This is a genomic window from Microbacterium sp. (assembly GCF_041641055.1).
Classification (GTDB): Bacteria; Actinomycetota; Actinomycetes; order Actinomycetales; family Microbacteriaceae; genus Microbacterium.
This window is the reverse complement of record NZ_JBEPZB010000043.1, coordinates 1-19,880: the sequence shown is the minus strand read 5'-3', so window position 1 is coordinate 19,880 and position 19,880 is coordinate 1. Positions and strand designations below refer to the sequence as shown.

Below are 19,880 nucleotides of genomic sequence, written 5' to 3'. Positions count from 1 at the left end.
GGGATGCCGGGAGCTACTGCTTGACGCTTCCGGCGGTGAGACCTGACTGCCAGAACCTCTGCAGCAGCAGGAAGGCGATGACGATCGGGATGATGGTGAGGAGCGAGCCCATGATCACGAGGTTGTAGATGGGCTGGGACCCTGCGCCGATCGCCTGCGCGCTCCACTGGTTGAGTCCCACGGTGAGCGGGTACCAGTCGGGGTCGGACAGCATGATCAGCGGCAGGAAGTAGTTGTTCCAGGTGGCGACCACGGTGAACAGGGTGACCGTCACGATGCCGGGGGCGAGGAGGCGCATCGAGATCGTGAAGAACGTGCGGAACTCGCCGGCTCCGTCGATGCGTGCGGCCTCCAGCAGCTCGGTCGGCACGGACTCCGAGGCGAACACCCAGATCAGGTACAGACCGAACGGGCTGATCAGCGACGGGATGATCACGGCCCAGGGCGTATTGGTCAGGCCCAGCTCGCTGAAGAGCAGGAAGGTCGGCACGGCGAGCGCGGTGCCGGGCACGGCCACCGCTCCGAGCACGACGGCGAACACCGCGCGGCGGCCGGGGAAGCGGTACTTCGCGAGGCCGTAGCCGGCCATGGTCGCCAGCAGGGTCGCGCCGCCGGCGCCCACCACCACGTAGAGCAGCGTGTTGCCGAGCCAGCGCAGGAAGATGCCGTCCTGGTACGAGAAGGTCGCGACGAGGTTGTCGATGAACGCGAAGTCGTCGGAGAACCAGAGACCGAAGGAGCTGAACAGGCCCGACTGGGTCTTGGTCGAGCTGAACAGCAGCCAGACCAGCGGCACGAGCGTGTACAGCGCGTACACGACCATCACGATCAGCAGGATCTTGGACTTGCGCGGATTCATCGGGTCGTGGCGCTTCTGCGAGGGGCGGGCGAGGGGGAGTGCCATGTCAGCGCACCTCCGACTTCGAGCCGCGCAGTTGCACGACGTAGGCGATCACCGCAGTGATGACGCCCATGATGATGGCGATCGTGGCGGCGTAGTTGAACTGCTGACCTGCGAACGACAGGTTGTAGGCGTACATGTTCGGCGTGAAGTACGTCGTGATCACGTTCGGGGCCAGCGGGCGCAGGATGTTGGGCTCGTTGAAGAGCTGGAAGCTGCCGATGATCGAGAAGATCGTGGCGATCACGAGGGCACCGCGCACCGAGGGGATCTTGATCGAGAAGATCGTGCGCCAGGCGCCTGCTCCGTCGAGCGACGCCGCCTCGTACATGTCGGTGGGGATCGTCTTCAGCGAGGAGTAGAAGATCAGCATGTTGTAGCCGACGAACTGCCAGGTCACGATGTTGCCGATCGAGACGAGGATCCACTCGCGGGCGAACGGGGTGATGAGGTCGCTGCCGAGGAAGTCGTTGAAGTTCGAGGTGAGACCGAACTGGTCGCCGTAGATGTACCCCCACATGAGCACCGCGACGACCGCGGGCACCGCGTACGGCAGGAAGATGAGGATGCGGAAGAAGGATGCTCCGCGCAGCCGGGCGCTGTCCAGCGCGAGCGCCGCGGCGAGGGCCAGGGCCAGCATGATCGGCACCTGGATGACGAGGAAGAGTACGACGCGGCCGAACGCCTCCCAGAACTGCGGGTCGGTGAGCGCGCGGACGTAGTTGTCGAACCCGACGAACGCCGTCCCGCCGATCAGCTTCTCCTGGAAGAAGCTGAGGTAGAGCGCGTAGGCGAGCGGTGTCAGGAACACCAGCGCGAAGACGACCATGAACGGGCCGACGAAGGCCCATCCTCTCCAGTCGCGCTTCTCGCGCCGGCGGATGCCGTGGTCCGCCAGGGCGGTGGAATCTTGAGTCGTCATCGACGAGAACCTTCTTAGAGATCGAGCGCTCACGGCGCCGTGTGTCAACGTCAACATATTCGATGCACTGCTAGTGTGTCAACGTCAACACATGAATGGATGATTGATCGTGACTTCGGAACAGCCGGCAGAGCCGCCGCAGCGACGGCGGGACCCCTCGATGGAGGACGTCGCCCGCGAGGCCGGCGTGTCCGGGCAGACCGTCTCTCGGGTGGTGAACGCGCGAGGCTACGTCGGCGCCGCCACCAGGGAGCGCGTCGAAGACGCCATGCAGCGGCTCGGCTACCGGCCCAACAGCGCGGCTCGTGCGCTGCGATCCGGCCGCTTCCGGGCGATCGGCGTCATCATGTTCTCCTTCAGCTCCTACGGAAACCAGCGCACGCTCGACGCGATCGCCGTGCGCGCCTCGCAGATGGGCTACGCCCTCACGCTCATCCCGGTGGAGTCCAGCGCACGCGACACCGTCGCGGGTGCTTTCCGACGACTCGAGGAGCATGCGGTCGACGGCATCATCATCGTGATCGAGGCGCATCAGCTCGACGAGGCCGAGGTCGAGATCCCCGACGGGCTCCCGGTCGTGCTGGTCGACTCGAACCGCGGCGCGGCGCATCCGTTCGTCGACACGGACCAGGCGCAGGGGGCGCGGCTCGCGACCGAGCACCTGCTCGACCTCGGACACGAGACGGTCTGGCATGTCGCGGGACCGGCGAAGTCGTACTCCGCGGAGCGACGACGCGAGTCGTGGCGGGTGACGCTCGAGTCGCGCGGACTCGCCGCACCCGAGCCCCTGCAGGGGGACTGGTCCGCCGAGTCCGGATACCGTGCGGGTCTGCGCCTTCGCGAGGATGACAGCGTCACCGCGGTGTTCGCCGCCAACGATCAGATGGCGATCGGGGTGGTTCGGGCCTTCCGCGAGGCCGGGAAGGACATCCCCTCAGATGTCAGCGTGGTCGGGTTCGACGGACTGCCGGATGCCGCGCAGCTGTGGCCGCCGCTGACCACGGTGCAGCAGCATCCCGAGCGGGTCGGAGCCCTGGCGGTCGATGTGCTGCTGGTCGAGCTCGACGGCGGCGAACGCGGTCAGACCCCGCTCGTGGGCACCGAGCTCGTCGTGCGCGAGAGCACGGCGGCGCCGCGGACCGCCCGCTGACGCCTCAGCGCCAGATCGCGGCGATCCCCGCGTTGAGCGCGGTCAGGATGCCCACGAGCCAGAACATCGCCACGGGGACGGAACCGGACCTGCGCTGCTTCGACGTGCCGATGCCGAGCAGGGCGCCGATCACCAGCAGCACGACGAGCTTGGTGCCGATCTTCGCGTAGTTCAGCTCCGCACCCTCAGGCAGTCCCCAGGGAGCTGCCAGGGCGAGACCCGCGACGGCGGCGATCGTCATGCCGATGCTCATCAGCCGGGTGAACTCGCGCTTCCCGCCGAAGGCCTGCACCGCCCAGGCGCCGAACAGCACGGCGAAGCCGATCAGGTGCACGAACAGGACGATGTGGCGCAGGGTCTCCATACCCTCACCGTAGGAGCGGGAGGTGTCGGGTCGCCAGCAAGGGCAGGCTGGCCTCAGCCTCGCAGCTCGCGGATGACCAGGGCGGTGCGCAGTGCGGCATCCGCGGCCTCCGCCCCCTTGTCCTCCTTGGATCCCTCGAGGCCTGCACGGTCGAGACCCTGCTTCTCGTCGTCGAGGGTGAGCACGCCGAAGCCGACAGGCTTGCCGGCGTCGAGCGAGACGCGGGACAGGCTGTCGGTGGTCGCCGCCGACACGTACTCGAAGTGCGGGGTGCCCCCGCGGATGATCACGCCGAGCGCCACCACGGCGTCGGCTCCGCCGGCGAACGCCGCCTGGGCGGCCACGGCGAGCTCGAACGACCCGGGAACGCGGACGAGCCGGTGCGTGGCTCCCGCCGCATCCAGCACCCGCTGTGCGCCGGCGATCAGACCGTTCGAGATCGTCTCGTGCCAGGTGCCGGCGATGACGACGACATCGAGTCCTCGTCCGTCGATCTTCTCGTGCTGGGGTGCTCCTGCGCCGCTCATGCGTCGTCCTTCCGTCCGTCGGCGAGAGCCTCTGCGAGCTCCGCCTCACCGATGATGTGACCCATCCGGTCACGCTTGGTCTCGAGGTACTGATGGTTGTTCGGGCCCACGCCGACGATCAGCGGCACCTGCTCGACGACGTCGAGGCCGAGGCTGCGCAGCTGATTCACCTTGTCGGTGTTGTTGGTCAGCAGGCGCACCTTCGACACTCCCAGGTCGGCGAGGATGCCGGCGGCGGCGGCGTAGTCCCGCGCGTCGGCGGGCAGGCCGAGGGCGAGGTTCGCGTCGACCGTGTCGAGACCCTCCTCCTGCAGGCTGTAGGCGCGCAGCTTGTTGATCAGGCCGATGCCGCGGCCCTCGTGCCCGCGCATGTAGACGACGACTCCGCCGTCCTGCTCGATGGCATCGAGGGCGGCATCCAACTGCGGGCCGCACTCGCACTTCAGCGAGCCGAAGGCCTCGCCGGTCAGGCACTCCGAATGCACCCGCACCAGTGCCGTCTCACCCAGCTCGCCGGAGACCACGGCGATGTGGTCGGTGCCGGTCACCCTGTCCTTGTAGGCGAGGAACCGGAACGAGCCGTGCGTGGTGGGGACCGTCGCATCCGCACGCAGGCTCACCCGTCGGTGGTGCACCGGAGTGGCTCCGGCGGGGTCGATCTCATTCAGGTGCGCGATGAGCTGCTCGATCGTGATGACCGGCACACCGTCGCGGGCGCCGAGCTCGAGGAGACCGGGGAGACGCATCATGCTGCCGTCCTCGGCGACCACCTCGGCGATGGCTCCGACCGGGTGGAGCCCCGCCAGCTTCATCAGGTCGACCGCCGCCTCCGTGTGGCCGCTGCGCTCGCGCACGCCGCCGTCGACGGCGCGCAGCGGCAGCACATGACCGGGGCGGATGATGCTCGTCGCGGTGGACTCGGGGTTCGCCAGGACGTTGAGGGTGTGTGCGCGGTCATGGGCGCTGATGCCCGTGGTCACGCCTTCCGCCGCGTCGACGCTGACCGTGTAGGCGGTGGAGCGGGCGTCCTCAGAGGCCGCCACCATCGGCGGCAGGTTCAGGCTGTCCGCCAGGTCGGACGGCATCGGAGCGCAGATGAAGCCAGACGACCAGCGCACGGTCCACGCGACCCATTGGGGAGTGGCGAGCTCGGCGGAGAGCACGACGTCGCCTTCGTTCTCGCGGTTCTCGTCGTCCGCCACCAGCACGGGGCGTCCGGCGCGCAGGGCCTCGAGGGCCTCAGGGATGGGGGAAAGGCTCATCGCGAGCCTCCTTCCGGTGCTGCCCTGAACGCCAGGAGGCGCTCGACGTGACGGGCGAGGATGTCGGTCTCGAGGTTGACGCGGTCGCCGACCTCGCGGGAGCCGAGGGTGGTGGCGGCGAGCGTCTCGGGGATCAGCGAGACCTCGAGCCAGTGAGTCGTCGCGTCGGCGGGGCTGACGGCGCTCACGGTGAGCGAGGTGCCGTCGATCGAGATCGACCCCTTGTCGACCACGAGGGGGGCGAGGTCGTCGGGAAGCGAGACGCGCAGGACGCTCCACTGTTCGCCGGGGCGCACCTCGACGATGCTGCCCACTCCGTCGACGTGCCCCTGCACGATGTGTCCGCCGAGACGCGCGCCGACCGGCATCGCCTTCTCGATGTTCACCCTGGTGCCGACGGATGCTCCGCCCAGCGCCGCGACGTCGAGGGTCTGCTTCATGACGTCGGCGTCGAAGCTGTCGGGGGTCGAGCCGACGACGGTGAGGCACACGCCCGAGACGGCTATCGACTCGCCGTGCACGGCGTCGGCCGCGGCCTTCGGCGCACGCACGGTCAGACGCCATCCGTCGCCTGCGGGGGAGATCGCGGTGATCTCGCCGATCTCCTCGATGATTCCGGTGAACATCAGGCGTCTCCTTGTTCCGGGGCGGATGCGGGCCGGGCGATCGCGAGCAGATCGGTGCCGAGCGGCAGCCACTCCTCGATGGTCAGACGGCGGGCGGCGTCGATCGACCCGACGCCGATGTCTGTGAGTGCGGTGCGGTTTCCGCCGAGCAGCACCGGTGCGATGTAGGCGAGCACCCGGTCGGCGAGGCCGGCGGCGAGGAAGGCGCTCGCGAGTGTCGGTCCTCCCTCGACGAACACGGTCTGGATGCCGCGGGCGTGCAGGTCCGCCATGACCTCGTGCAGGTCGTGGGTGTCGAAGAGGAGGGGCGGATGCGGATGCCGGCGCACTGCGGCGTCGTCGGGCGTCGTCCGCGTGCCGATCACGACCGGGATCGGCTGATGCGCGTGGAGTGCGTCGCCGTCGCGAGCGGTCAGGGCGGGGTCGTCGGAGAGGACCGTGCCGGTGCCGACGACGATCGCGTCGGCCTCGGATCGCCGGCGGTGGACGTCGGCCCGAGCCTCGGGTCCCGTGATCCACTGGCTGGTGCCGTCGGAGGCGGCCGCGCGGCCGTCGAGGGACTGCGCCCACTTGACCGTGACCTCGGGGCGTCCGAGACGCTGGGCGGTCAGCCAACCGCCGATGATCGCCTCTGCGGCGTCGGCCTGTTCGCCCGCATCCACGCTCACTCCGGCACCGCGCAGCCGGTCGGCCCCGCCGCCGGACACAGCGCCGGGATCATCGAGCGCGTAGATCACACGGGAGACCCCGGCCTCGATGAGCGCGAGCGCGCAGGGGCCGGTCCGCCCGGTGTGATTGCACGGTTCGAGGGTGACCACGGCCGTGGCTCCGCGCGCGGCATCCGGCGCCAGTTTCGAGAGGGCGTCGACCTCGGCGTGCGGGGTGCCGGCGCCGTGATGCCAGCCCTCGGCGATGATCTCGCCGTCGGGGGAGAGGAGGACTGCGCCGACCTGCGGGTTCACTCCGCGGGGGCCGCGCGTCGCGAGCTCGAGCGCTCGGGTCATCGCCCGCCGCTCCGTCTCGTTCACTGCCATCCGTGGTCCTCTCTGAGGCTCCGGGGATTCTCCGCGAGGGAGGTGCAGGCAGAACGCGCGCGCGGCGGCGCACCGTGCTGCCTCCCTTCCGGACTAGCGAGGCTGCGCCTCGCATCACCGTCGGTCCCGGATTTCCACCGGATCGGCACCTCGGAGAACCGAGACGCTCGCGGACTGTCACCGCCGGTTCGGATTCCCACCGACCCCGGAGCACGTTGATGCTCTGAGTGTACTCAACGCATCCGGATGCATTTCATTCCGCGTCGGATTGCTACGGTGCGGGGGGTCGGCATGCCTCGGCGATCGCGTCCATCGAGCGCGCGAGCGCGGGGTGCGGATCCAGGGCGTAGTGGCCGTCGCCGAACAGTTCGATCGTCGCGAGTCCGCGGTAGGAGGCGCGGTCCAGTGCATCGACGATGCCGGTGAGCGGGAGCTCCCCGTCGCCCCATGCGAGGTGTCCCGTGGGGGTGCCGTCGATCAGGTGCACATGGCGCACGCGCTCGCCGAGGAGACGGAAGTAGTCGTCCACCGCATCGCCCGCCGCGGCCGCGGCGACGGTGTCCAATGCGACCCCCAGTCTCGAGGCGCCGACGTCGGTCAGCATGCGCGCCGCATCCGCCGCGGTCACGACGAGGTTCGATTCGACACGCTGCAGCGGCTCCAGCACGCATTCGAGTCCGAGACCCGCCGCGTGCGTGGTGATCTCTCCGAGCGCGTCGACCGACCGGGCCCAGCCGGCCCCGCGGGGCTCGTCCTCGCTGCCGCGCCCCGAGGTGAGGAATAGCATCCCCGCGCCGAGCTCGACGGCGATCTCGGCCGCCCGGCGGAACATCGCGATGCTCGATGCGCGCAACCGGTCATCAGGAGAAGCGATGTTGACCGGGTACATCACCTGCTCCGGGGTGAAGCAGGCGACCTGAAGTCCTCGGTGGGCGGCGGCGTCGCGGATCGCGCGTGCCTCCGCGTCCGTCAGCCAGGCCACCGGGGCGTGCGGAGCGATGCCCCAGAGCTCCAGCCGATCGCGCCCGAGGTCGGCCATGTCGTCCAGGCAGCGCTCGAGCGGGAGGTGCTGGTAGGCGAAGTTCGAACCGGTGACCCGGTCGATCAGCGGCGCTGTCGACGTCACTTCCCGATCCCCTCGGACAGGCCCTTGATGAAGTAGCGCTGGCTGGCGAAGAAGAGCACGATGACCGGGAGCGCGGCGACGACCATGCCGGCGAACACCACCGGGTAGTCGGTGCCGTGCTTGCTCATGAGGCTCGTGAGGCCAACCGGGAGCGTCTGCACTCCGGACCCGCTGGTGAACACCATCGCGAACAGGTACTCGTTCCACGCGAACAGCACGTGCAGGATCACCGTGGAGATGATGATCGGCTTGCACATCGGCAGCGTGATGCGCCAGAACGCGGTCCACCGACTGGCGCCGTCGACCTCAGCCGCCTCGTCGACTTCGCGCGGGAGGTCGATCATGTACGCGCGGATGAGGAACGTCGTGAACGGGATGCGGAAAGCCGTGTAGAGGATGAGCAGTGCCCAGAAGGTGTTGTACAGGCCCATCGCCTGGAACATCCGCACGAGTGGCACGAGCGCGACGGCGGGAGCGAGCATCAGCCCGCCGAGGATGATTCCCGACACCGTGCGCCCGAAGGGCATCCGAACTCGGGTCAGACCGTACGCCGCCCATGCGCTGATGAACACCGTCGCGACGGTGGAGGTGACGGTGACGAGCACGCTCGCGGTGAGGTAGTCGCTGACGCCGCGGTTCCAGGCGTCGGCATAGTTCTCCCACGTGAGCTGCAGCGGCAGGGCGAACGGATTGCCGAACAGCTCGGCGTTGGTCTTGAAGCCGTTCAGCACCATCCACAGCAGCGGATAGGCGACGACCACGACCAGCGCGAGCAGGAAGGCCCAGACGAAGACGCGTCCGATCGCGCCGAGGAATCCGGTGCGGGTCATCAGAACTCCACCCTTCTGCGTCGTGTGTACCAGAGCTGCGCGAGGGCGATGAGGAGCGTCACGACGAAGATCACCGTCGCGATGGCCGCCGCGTACCCGAAGTCATTGCGGACGAACCCGCTGCGGTACAGCCAGGTCGCCAGCACCTGGGTCGAGTTGTTGGGCCCGCCGCTTGTCATCACCATCACCTCGTTGAACACCTGGAAGGCTCCGGAGATGGTGACGATGATCATGAGGCCGGTCATCTCCCTGACCAGCGGCACGGTGACGTGGAAGAACCGCCGCACCGGGCCGATACCGTCGAGCGATGCCGCCTCGTAGAGCTCCGACGGGATGCGCTGGATCGCGACGGCGAACAGCAGCGTCGAGTAGCCGAACCCCTGCCACTGGCTCATCGCGATGATCGCGACCATCGCAGTGGACTCCTGGCCGAGCCACGGCTGCGCCAGTCCGGCGAGACCGATCGCGTCGAGCATGTGGTTGAGCAGGCCCAGGTTCGGTTCGTAGATGAAGTAGAACAGCAGACCGGCGACGGTCAGAGAGATCGCGGACGGCACGAAGTAGATCGCCCGGAGGACCTTGCGCCAGCGGATGCTGCGCAGACTCTCGATCATCGCGGCGAGCACGAGCGCGGCAGCCACCTGGAACAGGATCGAGAGCAGCGCGTAGAGGACGTTGTTGCCGAGTGCAGTCCAGAACACGGGATCCGCGAAGAGCTTGTCGTAGTTCTCGAGTCCGACGAACTCGGACGCCCCGGAGTAGATGTCCCACTCCTGCGTCGAGAACGCGATGTTCTGCACCAGAGGGAGGTAGACGAAGACGGCGAGCACGATCAGGGCGGGGAGCACCCACGCGAGCCCGGCCAGGCGCCGAGCTCCGGCGCGAGGGAGGCGGCCGCGTATCCGGCCTCGCGGCGCCGGAGCGGTGATCGCCTCGGTGACGGTCGGGGGCAGGCGGAAGCCCGCCCCCGACTGCGTCTCACCGGGCGGAATCGTTCGCGGTGCGGACACTCTCCAGCACCTCCTCCGGTGTGGCGCTGCCGCTGATGATCGCCTCGCCGCCGGCCAGCCAGGCGTCGGCGACCTCGGGCACGGTGACCGTGTCGAGCCAGACCACGAGCTGCGACGCCTCGTTGACCGCCGTGATGCCCTCGTAGACCGGCATGCTCGACGTCTCCTCGGTCACCGCGCCGACGACCGTGCTGGGCTGCCCGTAAGGCGGGGACGAGAGCAGCGAGGCGTTCTCAGGCTCGGTCGCGAACTTCATGAAGTCCGCTGCCAGTGCCGCTCGCGGCGACTTGGCGTTGATGAGGTAGCCCTCGGGCGAGCCCTCGATCGCATCGGGGTCGCCGGCAGCGTCCTCCGGGGTCGGCAGCGGGAAGATTCCGAAGTCCTCCGTCGTGAGGGTCGCGCCCTCCGCGGTGACCGTGTCGAACTCGAGGATCTCCTGGTAGTACATCGCGGCCCGTCCGCCGGCGAGCGCCTCCTGGGCCGTCGTGTAGAGCACGCCGTTGGTGCCCTTGCCGCTGTCGGTGCACTCCTCGACGATGGTCTGGAACTGTTCGAGCGCGGCGACATAGCCTTCGTCGCTCCACTTCGCGGTCTCGGGATCGAAGTCGGCGTGCAGCACGTCGCTCGGGACGTTGTAGGCGAAGAGCTGCTGCAGGTAGTGCAGGGCCGGCCAACCGTCCTTGTTCCCGAAGGCGATCGGCTCGTAGCCCGCGGCGCGGAGCGGACCGCAGGTGTCGACGAGCTCCTCGAACGTGGTCGGCACCTCGACGCCCGCTGCGGCGAACGCGTCCTTGTTGTAGCCCATGAACTTGCCGTTGTTGTACAGCGGGATGCCGTAGTACTTGCCGTCGTACTGGAACGCCGAGAGAGACGCCTCGCCGAAGCGGTCGCCCCACTCGGTACCGGGGGCGATGAGCTCGCTGAGATCGGCGGCGAGCCCGCCGCCGACGAAGTTCTCGGCCCAGTCGCCCGTCCACGTGAAGTAGATGTCGGGGAGTGCAGCGGACGCCGTCAGCGTCTTGGTCTTGTCCTTGATCGACTGGTCGGTCTCCTGGATCAGCTCGATCTCGACGTCGGGGTGCTCCGCCTCGTAGGCGGTCGCGAGGTCCTCGAAGTAGGTCTCGAGCGGCGCTCCGCCGAACTTCGTCAGGATCGACAGGGTGCCCTCGTAGATCGGATCGGCCGTGACGTCGGCGGCCGGTTGCGGCGCCCCGCCGGCGCAACCCGCCAGGACGAGAGCGGATGCCGCGACGGCTGCGGCGATCGGGAGTGTGCGTGTCGTGCGCATGGTCTGCCTCTCTGAGCGGGCGGACCGACGACCGCGGGGACCGCGGGCACCGATCCGCCTTTGGAACTTCGGTGCGTGCCTTGTCGGCGAGTGTAGCGAAAACCTGACACCGGTACCAGCCTTGATCTCAATCAATCCGGATCTCGGTGCATGAACGCCGGAATCTAGAGATGTTTGACGACTCAAGACGATCTGTGCCAGCATGATCCCCACCTGACACCGGTACCACATCGAACAGGGTCGGCGAAGGTCGCCCTGCGAAAGGATCAATGATGCTCGGCTTCGACGAGACCGCCTTCCGAACCCAGATCGCCAGCGCCGTGGCGCTGCGCCCGCAGATCGAGCAGCTGGTGGATCACCTGCTCGCGACGGGGATCGACAATGTCCTGCTCGTGGGAGCCGGCGGCACCTACAGCCAGATGTGGCCCTACGAGCTGCTGGCGCGCGAACGGTCCACCCTCTCGGTCCGCACCGCCATCGCCGCCGAACTCGTCGTCGCCGGCGAGGCGACTCTCGGCGAGCGCACGCTCGCCGTCTTCACCTCGGTCACCGGCACGACGGAGGACGTCGTCCGCGCGATCGACTTCGTGAAGGCGGCGGGGGCGACGACGGTCGCCTTCACCGGTCACGCGGACTCGCCGATCGCGAGCGGCGTCGACCACTCGCTCGTCTCGGAGCCCAAGACCTGGCCGTTCGACATGCAGCTCCTGCTGCTCGTCGGTCGGCTGCTGCACCAGCGCGGCGAGTTCGACGGCTACACCTCGCTCGCGGACGAGTTGGTGAACCTCCCCGATGCCCTCGTGGCGGCCGCGGAGCAGGCGGAGCCGGTCGCCGCCGCCTTCGCCGACGCCCACAAGGACACCGACTACTACTTCCTCATCGGAGGCGGGCCGCTGTGGTCCTTCGCGTACCTGTACTCGATGTGCATCCTCGAGGAGATGCAGTGGCTGCGCACCACGCGCGTGCACAGCGCCGAGTTCTTCCACGGCTCGCTGGAACTGCTGGAGGAGGACACCTCGGTGCTCATCTTCCAGGGCGAGGATCGCACGCGCCCGCTCACGGCTCGGGCGGAGGCGTTCAGCAAGCGAATCTCGAAGGACGTCACCGTGTTCGACACGCGCGACTATGCGCTCGAGGGCTTCAGCGCCGAGAACCGAGCCCTGATCGCCCCGATCGTCCTGGACACCGTGATGGGCCGCGTGAGCAAGCACCTCGAGCGTGTGCGCGAGCACTCGCTCGACCTGCGCCGGTACTACCGCGTGATGGACTACTGAGACGAGAGGCGACCCGAAGATGCGCGTACTCGGCTTCGGCGACAACATCGTCGACCGGTTCCTCGACCGGGGCGTCGACTATCCGGGAGGCAACGCCGTCAACGTCGCCGTGTACGCGCATCGCCTCGGGGCGGATGCCGACTACCTCGGCGTGTTCGGCGACGACGACGCGGGCTCGTTCCTGCGGGCGGCGATCGAGGACGCCGGAGTGGGCACGACCCGGTCCCTGACCCGCCCGGGTGAGTCCGGGGTGTCGTCCCTGCGCGTCGTCGACGGCGACCGCGTCTTCCTCGGCTGGAACGGCGGGGGAGTGACGGTCAGCGACCCGATCGACCTCGACGCCGGACGCGAACACTATGCGGCCGGTTTCGACCTCGTGCACTCCAGCGTCTATTCGCGCACAGAATCGCAGCTGCCGCGCCTGCGCGCTCACGACGTGCTGGTGAGCTTCGACCTGTCCAGCGAAGCGGAGTTCCGCTCGGCCGCGTATCTCGACAGGGTCGCACCGTCGGCCGACCTGGTGCTGCTCTCGTGCGCCGGGCTCGCAGACGGCGAGGCGTGGGCTCTGCTCGACGAGGCGGTCCACCGCGGCGCCGGCCTCGCTCTGGGCACGCGGGGCACCGACGGCGCGCTGGTGACCGACGGTCGTGAGCGGCACACAGCACCCGCGCACCTGCTCGCCGAGGGCGAGCAGGTCGTCGACACGATGGGATGCGGCGACGCGTTCCTCGCCGGGTTCCTCGTCGCGCTGCATGGCGCCGGCTGGCGTCGTGATCGCCGTCCGTCGGGTGCGGCGCTGCAGGCGGCGCTCGAGGCGGGGGCGGATGCCGCGCACGACCAGTGCCTGGTCGAGGGCGCATTCGCCCGTGGTCGCAGGAGCGGCGATCCCGTCCCGGCTAGCATGTGGTGAACCACTGATGCGGAAAGGGGCGAGGGCGATGACCTCCGAGCGCTCCGTCCCCCCGACCATCTCCGAGGTCGCCGAGGCCGCGGGTGTCGGCCGGTCCACGGCGGCGCGGACGCTGGGCGGCTACGGCTATGTGAGCCCAGAGCTGCGCGAGCGCGTGCTCGCGGCCGCCGAGCGTCTCGGATACCGCGCGAACGCGCTCGCACGAAGCATGTCGACGGGCGTCAGCCAGACCCTCGGGGTGATCGTCGCCGACATCGCGAACCCGTTCTTCGGTGGCGTCGTCCGCGGGATCTCCGATGCCTCCCGCGCACGCGGCTTCGACACGCTGGTGCTCAGCACGCACGAGGACCTCGACGAGGAGATCGCGGCGACGAACGTGCTGATCGACAAGCGGGTCGACGGGATCATCGTCGCCTCGGCGGCCCTCGACGTGGCGTCGGCCGGGCACATCGAGCAGGCGAGAGCACGCGACATCCCCGTGGTGCTCGTCGACCGCGCCGTGCCGGGACTCGATCTCGACGCGGTGGTCATCGACAACCGGGCCGCGGCGCGCGAGGCGGTGGTCCGGCTGCTGGATGCCGGACACCGCCGCATCGGCTTCGTCTGGGGTCCCCCCGTGCAGGCGCGGCCGCGTCGCCGCCGCGAGCTGATCGACATCGCCTCGAAGAACCTGTGGACCGACGGCGAGCGACTCCAGGGATACCTGGATGCCCTCGACGACGAGGGCATCGTGTTCGACGCCGACCTCATCATGGTGGGTGCCAAGACCGAGGAGAACGCTCAGGCCGAGGTCACGCGCATGCTCGATCTGCCCGAGGCTCCTACCGCTCTGTTCTGCACCGAGAACGACGCGATGACCGGAGCCCTGCGGGCGCTGCGCGCGCGAGGCCTGCGTGTCGGCGCCGATGTCTCGCTGATCGGCTTCGACGACAGCTCCTGGGCCGCCGTCATGGAGCCGCCGCTGACGATGATCGAGCAGCCGACTCTGGCGCTGGGCGCCCGCGCCGCAGAGGTGCTGTTCGCCGCGATCGACGGGGAGGCCGGCTCGACCGGGCTTCACACCCTCGTCACCCGCTTCGTGGACCGGGCGTCGGTCGCCCCGCCGCCCCGCTGATCCCATCCGTCGCCGGCGACGCGCTGCTACTTCAGCAGCCGCGAGAGGCGACGATCCGCGAGCGGCTTGCCGCCCGTCTGACAGGTCGGGCAGTACTCCATCGAGCGGTCGGCGAAGAAGACGCTGCGGATGGTGTCGCCGCACACCGGGCACGTCTCCCCGCGGCGCGCGTGCACCTGCATCCCCCGGCGCTTCGCGTCCTTGAGGTCGGCGGGAGGTTTGCCGGAGGCCGCCTCGACCGCGTCCGTGAGAGTGGTCCGCATCGCGGCGTACAGGCGATCGATCTCGTCGTTGCCGAGCTTGTCGGCGATCGCGTACGGCGACATCCTCGCGGCGTGCAGGATCTCGTCGGAGTATGCATTGCCGATGCCGGCGATCACGCCCTGATCGCGCAGCAGCCCCTTGATCTGGGTCCGTCGCCCCTCGAGCAGCCCACCGAACACCGCGCGCGTGAAGGACTCGTCCAGCGGATCCGGGCCGAGCCGGGCGATGCCGGGCACTGCCTCGGGATCCCGCACGACGTAGACGGCGAGCGACTTCTTGGTCCCGGCCTCGGTGAGGTCGAATCCGCTCTCGTCGTCGAGGGCGACCCGGACGGCGATGGGCGACTTGCCCGGTTTGATCGGTGTGGTGGGAAGCGTCTCGTACCAGCGCAGCCAGCCGGCCTTCGCCAGATGGAACACCAGGTGCAGGTCGTCGCCGCAGGACAGGACGATGAACTTCCCACGTCTGGTCGCCGCGGTGATCGTGGCGCCGTGCAACGCGGTGTTCGGTGGATCGTACGTCTTGAGTGCGGCGATCGCGCCCACACTCGTACGGATGATCGTGCGCCCCACGGCACGTTCGGTGAGGAACGCGGTCAGGCCCTGGACCTCCGGCATCTCAGGCATGCGCCCATCCTGCCACCCGCCGCCGACACTCGACTAGAGCACAGGCCAGTCCACCGGTGCGCGGTCATCGGTGCGGAGGAGGCCGGCGAACCAGCCGTCGTCGCGGCCACGCGCGCTCGTGAGCGCCTGCCGTGCGAACCCCTCGTAACGGAACCCGAGGGCCCGCGCTGCCCGCGCGGACGCGATGTTGCCCGAGACCGCGCGCCAGCCGAGCCGCGCGAGACCGAGCTCGTCGAAGCCCCAGTCGATGACGGCCCGCGCGGCTTCGACGAGGTAGCCGTTGCCACGAGCGGACGCCGCCACCCAGAATCCGAGCTCGGCATGACCGCCGGTGCGGTGGGAGACGATGTGGTGGAGTCCGATCGAGGCGACGAGCTCGCCGTCGCGGTAGGCGCACCAGATCGTCTCGCTGCCGTCGGCCCACCATTCGCCGATGAGCCGCACATACTCCTCGGCGTCGGCACGGGTGTACGGGCTCGGCACCGTCGTCCAGCGGGGGATCTCCGGATCCTGGCAGGCCGCCGTGATCGCCTCGATGTCGGACTCGTCCGGCACGTGCAGGACGAGCCGCTCGGTGGTGAGGATGACCGGTTCCATCCCGGCATCCTATGGCTCGCGCAGTGCCTGTCCGCGCCGGTTCCGATGCCGATTCCGATGCCGGTGTCGGCGGCCGCGGCTAGGCTTGTCCGGTGACTGTGCCGGGGATTCTGCGCGCCTTGGAAGAGGCATCTCTTTTTCGTGACGCCCTGACGTGGGCCCAGACCGATGCCGATCTCGGACTCGTCGACGGCCTCGATGCGCCGGCGCTCGCCGGGCTGCTCGAGAAGCGTCGTGCAGCGGGGCATCCGCCGGCTCTCCTCACCGTCGTGCCCACCGGTCGGCGGGCGGAGAGCCTCGCCGCGGCGCTCACCGCCTACCTCCCCGAAGCCGAGGTCGTCACGTTCCCCGCCTGGGAGACGCTGCCCCACGAGCGCTTGAGCCCGAGTCCCGACACGGTCGGCCAGCGGCTGCAGACCCTCCGCCGCATCGCCGAGTGGACGGGAGAGCACCCGCTCGTCGTCGTCGCCTCCGTGCGCGCGGCGCTGCAGCCCATCGCCGGCAACCTCGGTGAGATCGCCCCGCTCGAGCTGCGCACCGCCAGCCGCGGCCACGAGCTCGACCGTGTGGTCGAGCAGTTGGTCGAGCGCGCCTACTCGCGCGTCGACATGGTGTCGCGCCGCGGTGAGTTCGCGGTGCGCGGCGGCATCCTCGACGTGTTCCCCGCCATCTCGGAGCATCCGTTCCGCGTCGAGTTCTTCGGCGACGAGATCGATCAGATCCGCGCCTTCTCCGTCGCGGATCAGCGCTCGCTCCCCGGAGACGTCGACGGGGTCGACCTGCCGCCGAGCCGCGAGCTGCTGCTGACCCCCGATGTCCGCGACCGGGCCAGGGCGCTGATCGGCGGCTTCCCTGCGATCGCCGGGATGCTCGAGAAGATGGCAGAGGGCATCCCCGTCGAGGGCATGGAGTCGCTGCTGCCGGCCGTCTCCGGTCCGCTGAAGTCGCTGGCCGAGTACCTGCCTGAGGGCAGCGCGACGGCCGTCGTCGACCCCGAGCGGTCCAGCGCCCGCGCCATCACGCTGGGAGAGACCAACCGTGAGTTCCTGGATGCGGCCTGGAGCGCGGCCACCTCGGGCGCCTCGGCTCCGATCGACCTCGGCGCCGGGGACTTCCTGACCATCGGACGCCTCCGCGAGGTCGTGCGCGAGCGCGGCGGCGTCTGGTGGCGGCTGAGCCCGTTCGCGATGGGTGGGGAGGATGCCGAGACCATCGACGCTCAGGTGATCCCGTCGTTCCACGGCAACGTCGACGGCGCCATCTCCTTCGTCGATGCCAAGGTGGCCGAGGGCTGGCGCGTGGTGGTCATCGCAGCCGGTGCCGGACTCGTCGACCGGGCCCGTGACGTGCTCTCCGACCGCGGCATCGCCGCGCGCATCGTCTCCGAGCTCACCGAGGCGCCGGACACGGGCGTCGCGACGCTCGTCACAGGATCCGTCGAGGCGGGCTTCCAGCTCGCCGAGGCGAAGCTCGCCGTCCTCACCGACAACGAGTTCTACGGTCGGACCATCGGCGGAGACCAGCGCGTCGTCAAGAAGCTCGCCTCCCGGCGCAAGAACGTCGTCGATCCGCTGCAGCTCAAGCAGGGCGATTTCGTCGTGCACAACACTCACGGCATCGGCCGCTTCGTCGAGATGACCCAGCGCGAGGTGTCGACCGGTGGGCGCAACGCCACCAAGTCGGTGCGCGACTACCTGGTGCTCGAGTACGCGCCGTCCAAGCGCGGCTACCCCGGCGACAAGCTCTACGTCCCCACCGACCAGCTCGACCTGCTCTCGAAGTACGTCGGCGGCGAGGGTCCGACCCTGTCGAAGATGGGCGGCAGCGACTGGTCGCAGGCCAAGGGCAAGGCCCGCAAGGCCGTGCGCGACATCGCGGTCGAGCTCGTGAAGCTGTACTCGGCGCGGATGAGCGCCAAGGGGCACGCGTTCGGTCCCGACACCCCCTGGCAGCGCGAGCTCGAGGAGGCGTTCCCGTTCGCCGAGACCCCCGACCAGCTGCAGACGATCGATGAGATCAAGGCCGACATGGAACGGCCGATCCCGATGGACCGTCTGCTCTCGGGCGACGTCGGCTTCGGCAAGACCGAGGTCGCCGTGCGTGCGGCGTTCAAGGCGATCCAGGACGGCAAGCAGGTCGCCATGCTGGTGCCGACGACGCTGCTCGTGAAGCAGCACCTCGAGACCTTCACCGAGCGCTTCGCGGGCTTCCCGGTGAAGGTCCGCCCGCTGTCGCGCTTCCAGACCGACAAGGAGGCGCGTCTCACGCTCGACGGCCTGCTCGACGGCACGGTCGACATGGTGATCGGCACGCACCGCATCCTCACCGATCAGGTGATGTTCAAGGACCTCGGCCTGATGATCATCGACGAGGAGCAGCGCTTCGGGGTCGAGCACAAGGACACCCTCAAGAAGATGAAGACCAACGTCGACATCCTCGCGATGAGCGCGACCCCGATCCCGCGCACGCTCGAGATGGCGGTCACCGGCATCCGCGAGATGTCCACGCTCGCGACACCGCCGGAGGACCGGCATCCGATCCTGTCGTTCGTCGGACCCCGCAGCGACAAGCAGATCACCGCGGCGATCCGACGGGAGATCCTCCGCGAGGGCCAGGTGTTCTTCGTGCACAATCGTGTGCAGTCGATCCAGCGGGTGGCGGCGCAGCTCGCGGAGCTCGTGCCCGAGGCGCGCATCGCGGTGGCCCACGGTCAGATGGGCGAGCATGCTCTCGAGCAGGTCGTCGACGACTTCTGGGAGCGCAAGTTCGACGTGCTCGTCTCGACCACGATCATCGAGACGGGGCTCGACATCTCAAACGCGAACACGATCATCATCGACCGCGCCGACAAGTACGGGCTCAGCCAGCTGCACCAGCTGCGCGGACGCGTCGGGCGCGGTCGTGAGCGGGCTTACGCCTACTTCCTGTACGACGAGATGAAGCCGCTCAGCGAGACGGCGGCAGACCGACTCCAGACGATCGCGGTGAACAACGATCTCGGGTCGGGGATGCAGGTCGCCCTCAAGGATCTCGAGCTGCGAGGCGCCGGCAACCTGCTCGGCGGCGAGCAGGCGGGTCACATCGCCGGCGTCGGGTTCGATCTGTACCTGCGCATGATCGGCGAGGCCGTGGCGACCTTCCGCGGCGAGGACGTCGAGTCCGGACAGGAGCTGCGACTGGAGCTGCCTCTGGATGCGCGCATCCCCGAGTACTACATCGACAGCGAGCGTCTGCGTCTCGAGGCGTACCAGAAGCTGTCGGCGGCCTCGACCGCGACGGCCAAGGACGATGCGATCGATCTCGTGATCGACGAGCTCACCGACCGCTACGGCACGCCGCCGGACGAGGTCGCGGGGCTGATCGCCGTCGCGCGCCTGCGCCGGAGGGCGGCGAGGGCCGGGCTCGCCGATGTCGTCGTGATGGGGTCGAATCTCCGGATCGCGCCGGCTCGCCTCGAGGACTCGATCAAGGTCCGCCTGCAGAGGCTGTACCCGAAGGCGAAGCTCGTGGCCGGAGGCGAGGCGCTCGTCGTGCCTCTGCCCACCGTGCCCGCCGCGGTGGGCGTGGGCCTCGAACCCCTGCCGGACGCCGAGCTGTTGGAGTGGGTGAACCAGCTGTTCACCGCGATCTTCCCGGAGCCCGCCAAGGTCGAGTAGCACGGCGCGGCGCGCTCAGCTCGGCGTGGCAGCTGTCGCCAGGTTCCGTCGACGGCGGGCACGGCTTCGGAGCATCCCCTCGACACGCCGACGTTCGCGCGGATGCCGCGGCGCGCCGCCCGGCGTATCCGAACCTGTGCCCGGTGCGGCGAGTCGGAGGAGGAGTCGGGCGGGGAGTCGGGCGGGAGTCGGGCGGGGAGTCGGCAGCTGTCGCCATGTTCCGTCGACGGCGGGCACGGCTTCGGAGCATCGCCTCGACACGCCGACGTTCGAGCGGATGCCGCGGCGCGCCGCCCGGCGTATCCGAAGCTGTGCCCGGTGCGGGGAGTCGGAAGGGGAGTCGGAAGGGGAGTCGGGCGGGGAGTCGGCAGCTGTCGCCATGTTCCGTCGACGGTGGGC

General features: G+C 69.2%; 18 protein-coding genes. 5 read left to right on the top strand and 13 right to left on the bottom strand.

The window, feature by feature from the left end:
- Nucleotides 1-13: 13 nt before the first annotated feature.
- Both ACESK8_RS16950 and ACESK8_RS16945 read right to left on the bottom strand, forming a co-directional pair.
- Nucleotides 14-859, bottom strand: coding sequence for a carbohydrate ABC transporter permease (locus ACESK8_RS16950; protein ID WP_372969683.1), 846 nt, complete (start codon nucleotides 857-859; stop codon nucleotides 14-16).
- 46 nt (nucleotides 860-905) lie between these two features.
- Nucleotides 906-1,823, bottom strand: coding sequence for a carbohydrate ABC transporter permease (locus ACESK8_RS16945; protein WP_372969681.1), 918 nt, complete (start codon nucleotides 1,821-1,823; stop codon nucleotides 906-908).
- Between the two features lie 160 nt (nucleotides 1,824-1,983).
- Here ACESK8_RS16945 and ACESK8_RS16940 point away from each other — a divergent pair, with 160 nt between their 5' ends.
- Entirely contained in the window at nucleotides 1,984-2,973 is a 990-nt protein-coding gene (locus ACESK8_RS16940) for a LacI family DNA-binding transcriptional regulator (RefSeq protein ID WP_372969682.1), read from the top strand.
- Between the two features lie 4 nt (nucleotides 2,974-2,977).
- Here the strand turns inward: ACESK8_RS16940 and ACESK8_RS16935 are convergent, their stop codons facing one another.
- The 9 genes from ACESK8_RS16935 to ACESK8_RS16895 form a co-directional block, all read right to left on the bottom strand.
- A complete protein-coding gene (locus ACESK8_RS16935; protein ID WP_372969680.1) occupies nucleotides 2,978-3,337 on the bottom strand; it encodes a Fe-S protein in 360 nt (119 codons plus the stop codon).
- A gap of 53 nt (nucleotides 3,338-3,390) precedes the next feature.
- The gene (gene ribH, locus ACESK8_RS16930; RefSeq protein ID WP_372969679.1) at nucleotides 3,391-3,864 is read right to left on the bottom strand and encodes a 6,7-dimethyl-8-ribityllumazine synthase; all 474 of its coding nucleotides are present in this window, start codon (nucleotides 3,862-3,864) and stop codon (nucleotides 3,391-3,393) included.
- On the bottom strand, nucleotides 3,861-5,126 hold the full coding sequence (gene ribA, locus ACESK8_RS16925) for a GTP cyclohydrolase II (RefSeq protein WP_372969678.1): 1,266 nt from the start codon (nucleotides 5,124-5,126) through the stop codon (nucleotides 3,861-3,863). The genes ribH and ribA overlap by 4 nt, the downstream gene beginning before the upstream one ends.
- The gene (locus tag ACESK8_RS16920) at nucleotides 5,123-5,752 is read right to left on the bottom strand and encodes a riboflavin synthase (protein WP_372969677.1); all 630 of its coding nucleotides are present in this window, start codon (nucleotides 5,750-5,752) and stop codon (nucleotides 5,123-5,125) included. Before ACESK8_RS16920 ends, ribA begins: the two co-directional genes overlap by 4 nt.
- Nucleotides 5,752-6,786 (bottom strand): bifunctional diaminohydroxyphosphoribosylaminopyrimidine deaminase/5-amino-6-(5-phosphoribosylamino)uracil reductase RibD, encoded by a 1,035-nt coding sequence (gene ribD, locus ACESK8_RS16915; protein ID WP_372969676.1) that lies wholly within the window; start codon nucleotides 6,784-6,786, stop codon nucleotides 5,752-5,754. Before ribD ends, ACESK8_RS16920 begins: the two co-directional genes overlap by 1 nt.
- A 271-nt stretch (nucleotides 6,787-7,057) precedes the next feature.
- Complete coding sequence (locus ACESK8_RS16910) at nucleotides 7,058-7,912, bottom strand: sugar phosphate isomerase/epimerase family protein (protein WP_372969675.1); 855 nt, start codon at nucleotides 7,910-7,912, stop codon at nucleotides 7,058-7,060.
- A complete protein-coding gene (locus tag ACESK8_RS16905) occupies nucleotides 7,909-8,742 on the bottom strand; it encodes a carbohydrate ABC transporter permease (RefSeq protein ID WP_372969674.1) in 834 nt (277 codons plus the stop codon). The genes ACESK8_RS16910 and ACESK8_RS16905 overlap by 4 nt, the downstream gene beginning before the upstream one ends.
- A complete protein-coding gene (locus tag ACESK8_RS16900) occupies nucleotides 8,742-9,752 on the bottom strand; it encodes a carbohydrate ABC transporter permease (RefSeq protein ID WP_372969673.1) in 1,011 nt (336 codons plus the stop codon). Before ACESK8_RS16900 ends, ACESK8_RS16905 begins: the two co-directional genes overlap by 1 nt.
- Nucleotides 9,721-11,040: an ABC transporter substrate-binding protein gene (locus tag ACESK8_RS16895; protein ID WP_372969672.1), complete on the bottom strand. Its 1,320-nt coding sequence runs from the start codon at nucleotides 11,038-11,040 to the stop codon at nucleotides 9,721-9,723. Before ACESK8_RS16895 ends, ACESK8_RS16900 begins: the two co-directional genes overlap by 32 nt.
- Nucleotides 11,041-11,312: 272 nt before the next feature.
- Here ACESK8_RS16895 and ACESK8_RS16890 point away from each other — a divergent pair, with 272 nt between their 5' ends.
- From ACESK8_RS16890 to ACESK8_RS16880, 3 genes are read left to right on the top strand one after another with little or no spacing between them, the layout of a single operon-like run.
- Nucleotides 11,313-12,314 (top strand): SIS domain-containing protein, encoded by a 1,002-nt coding sequence (locus ACESK8_RS16890; RefSeq protein WP_372969671.1) that lies wholly within the window; start codon nucleotides 11,313-11,315, stop codon nucleotides 12,312-12,314.
- 19 nt (nucleotides 12,315-12,333) lie between these two features.
- The gene (locus ACESK8_RS16885; RefSeq protein WP_372969670.1) at nucleotides 12,334-13,224 is read left to right on the top strand and encodes a PfkB family carbohydrate kinase; all 891 of its coding nucleotides are present in this window, start codon (nucleotides 12,334-12,336) and stop codon (nucleotides 13,222-13,224) included.
- Between the two features lie 28 nt (nucleotides 13,225-13,252).
- Nucleotides 13,253-14,338, top strand: coding sequence for a LacI family DNA-binding transcriptional regulator (locus tag ACESK8_RS16880; RefSeq protein ID WP_372969669.1), 1,086 nt, complete (start codon nucleotides 13,253-13,255; stop codon nucleotides 14,336-14,338).
- Between the two features lie 26 nt (nucleotides 14,339-14,364).
- Here ACESK8_RS16880 and ACESK8_RS16875 read toward each other — a convergent pair whose 3' ends face one another.
- Both ACESK8_RS16875 and ACESK8_RS16870 read right to left on the bottom strand, forming a co-directional pair.
- Nucleotides 14,365-15,228, bottom strand: coding sequence for an Fpg/Nei family DNA glycosylase (locus ACESK8_RS16875; RefSeq protein ID WP_372969668.1), 864 nt, complete (start codon nucleotides 15,226-15,228; stop codon nucleotides 14,365-14,367).
- 33 nt (nucleotides 15,229-15,261) lie between these two features.
- A complete protein-coding gene (locus ACESK8_RS16870; protein WP_372969667.1) occupies nucleotides 15,262-15,825 on the bottom strand; it encodes a GNAT family N-acetyltransferase in 564 nt (187 codons plus the stop codon).
- 92 nt (nucleotides 15,826-15,917) lie between these two features.
- On the opposite strand from ACESK8_RS16870, the gene mfd reads away from it, so the two are divergent.
- Nucleotides 15,918-19,481 (top strand): transcription-repair coupling factor, encoded by a 3,564-nt coding sequence (gene mfd / locus ACESK8_RS16865; protein WP_372969666.1) that lies wholly within the window; start codon nucleotides 15,918-15,920, stop codon nucleotides 19,479-19,481.
- The last annotated feature ends 399 nt before the right edge of the window (nucleotides 19,482-19,880 follow it).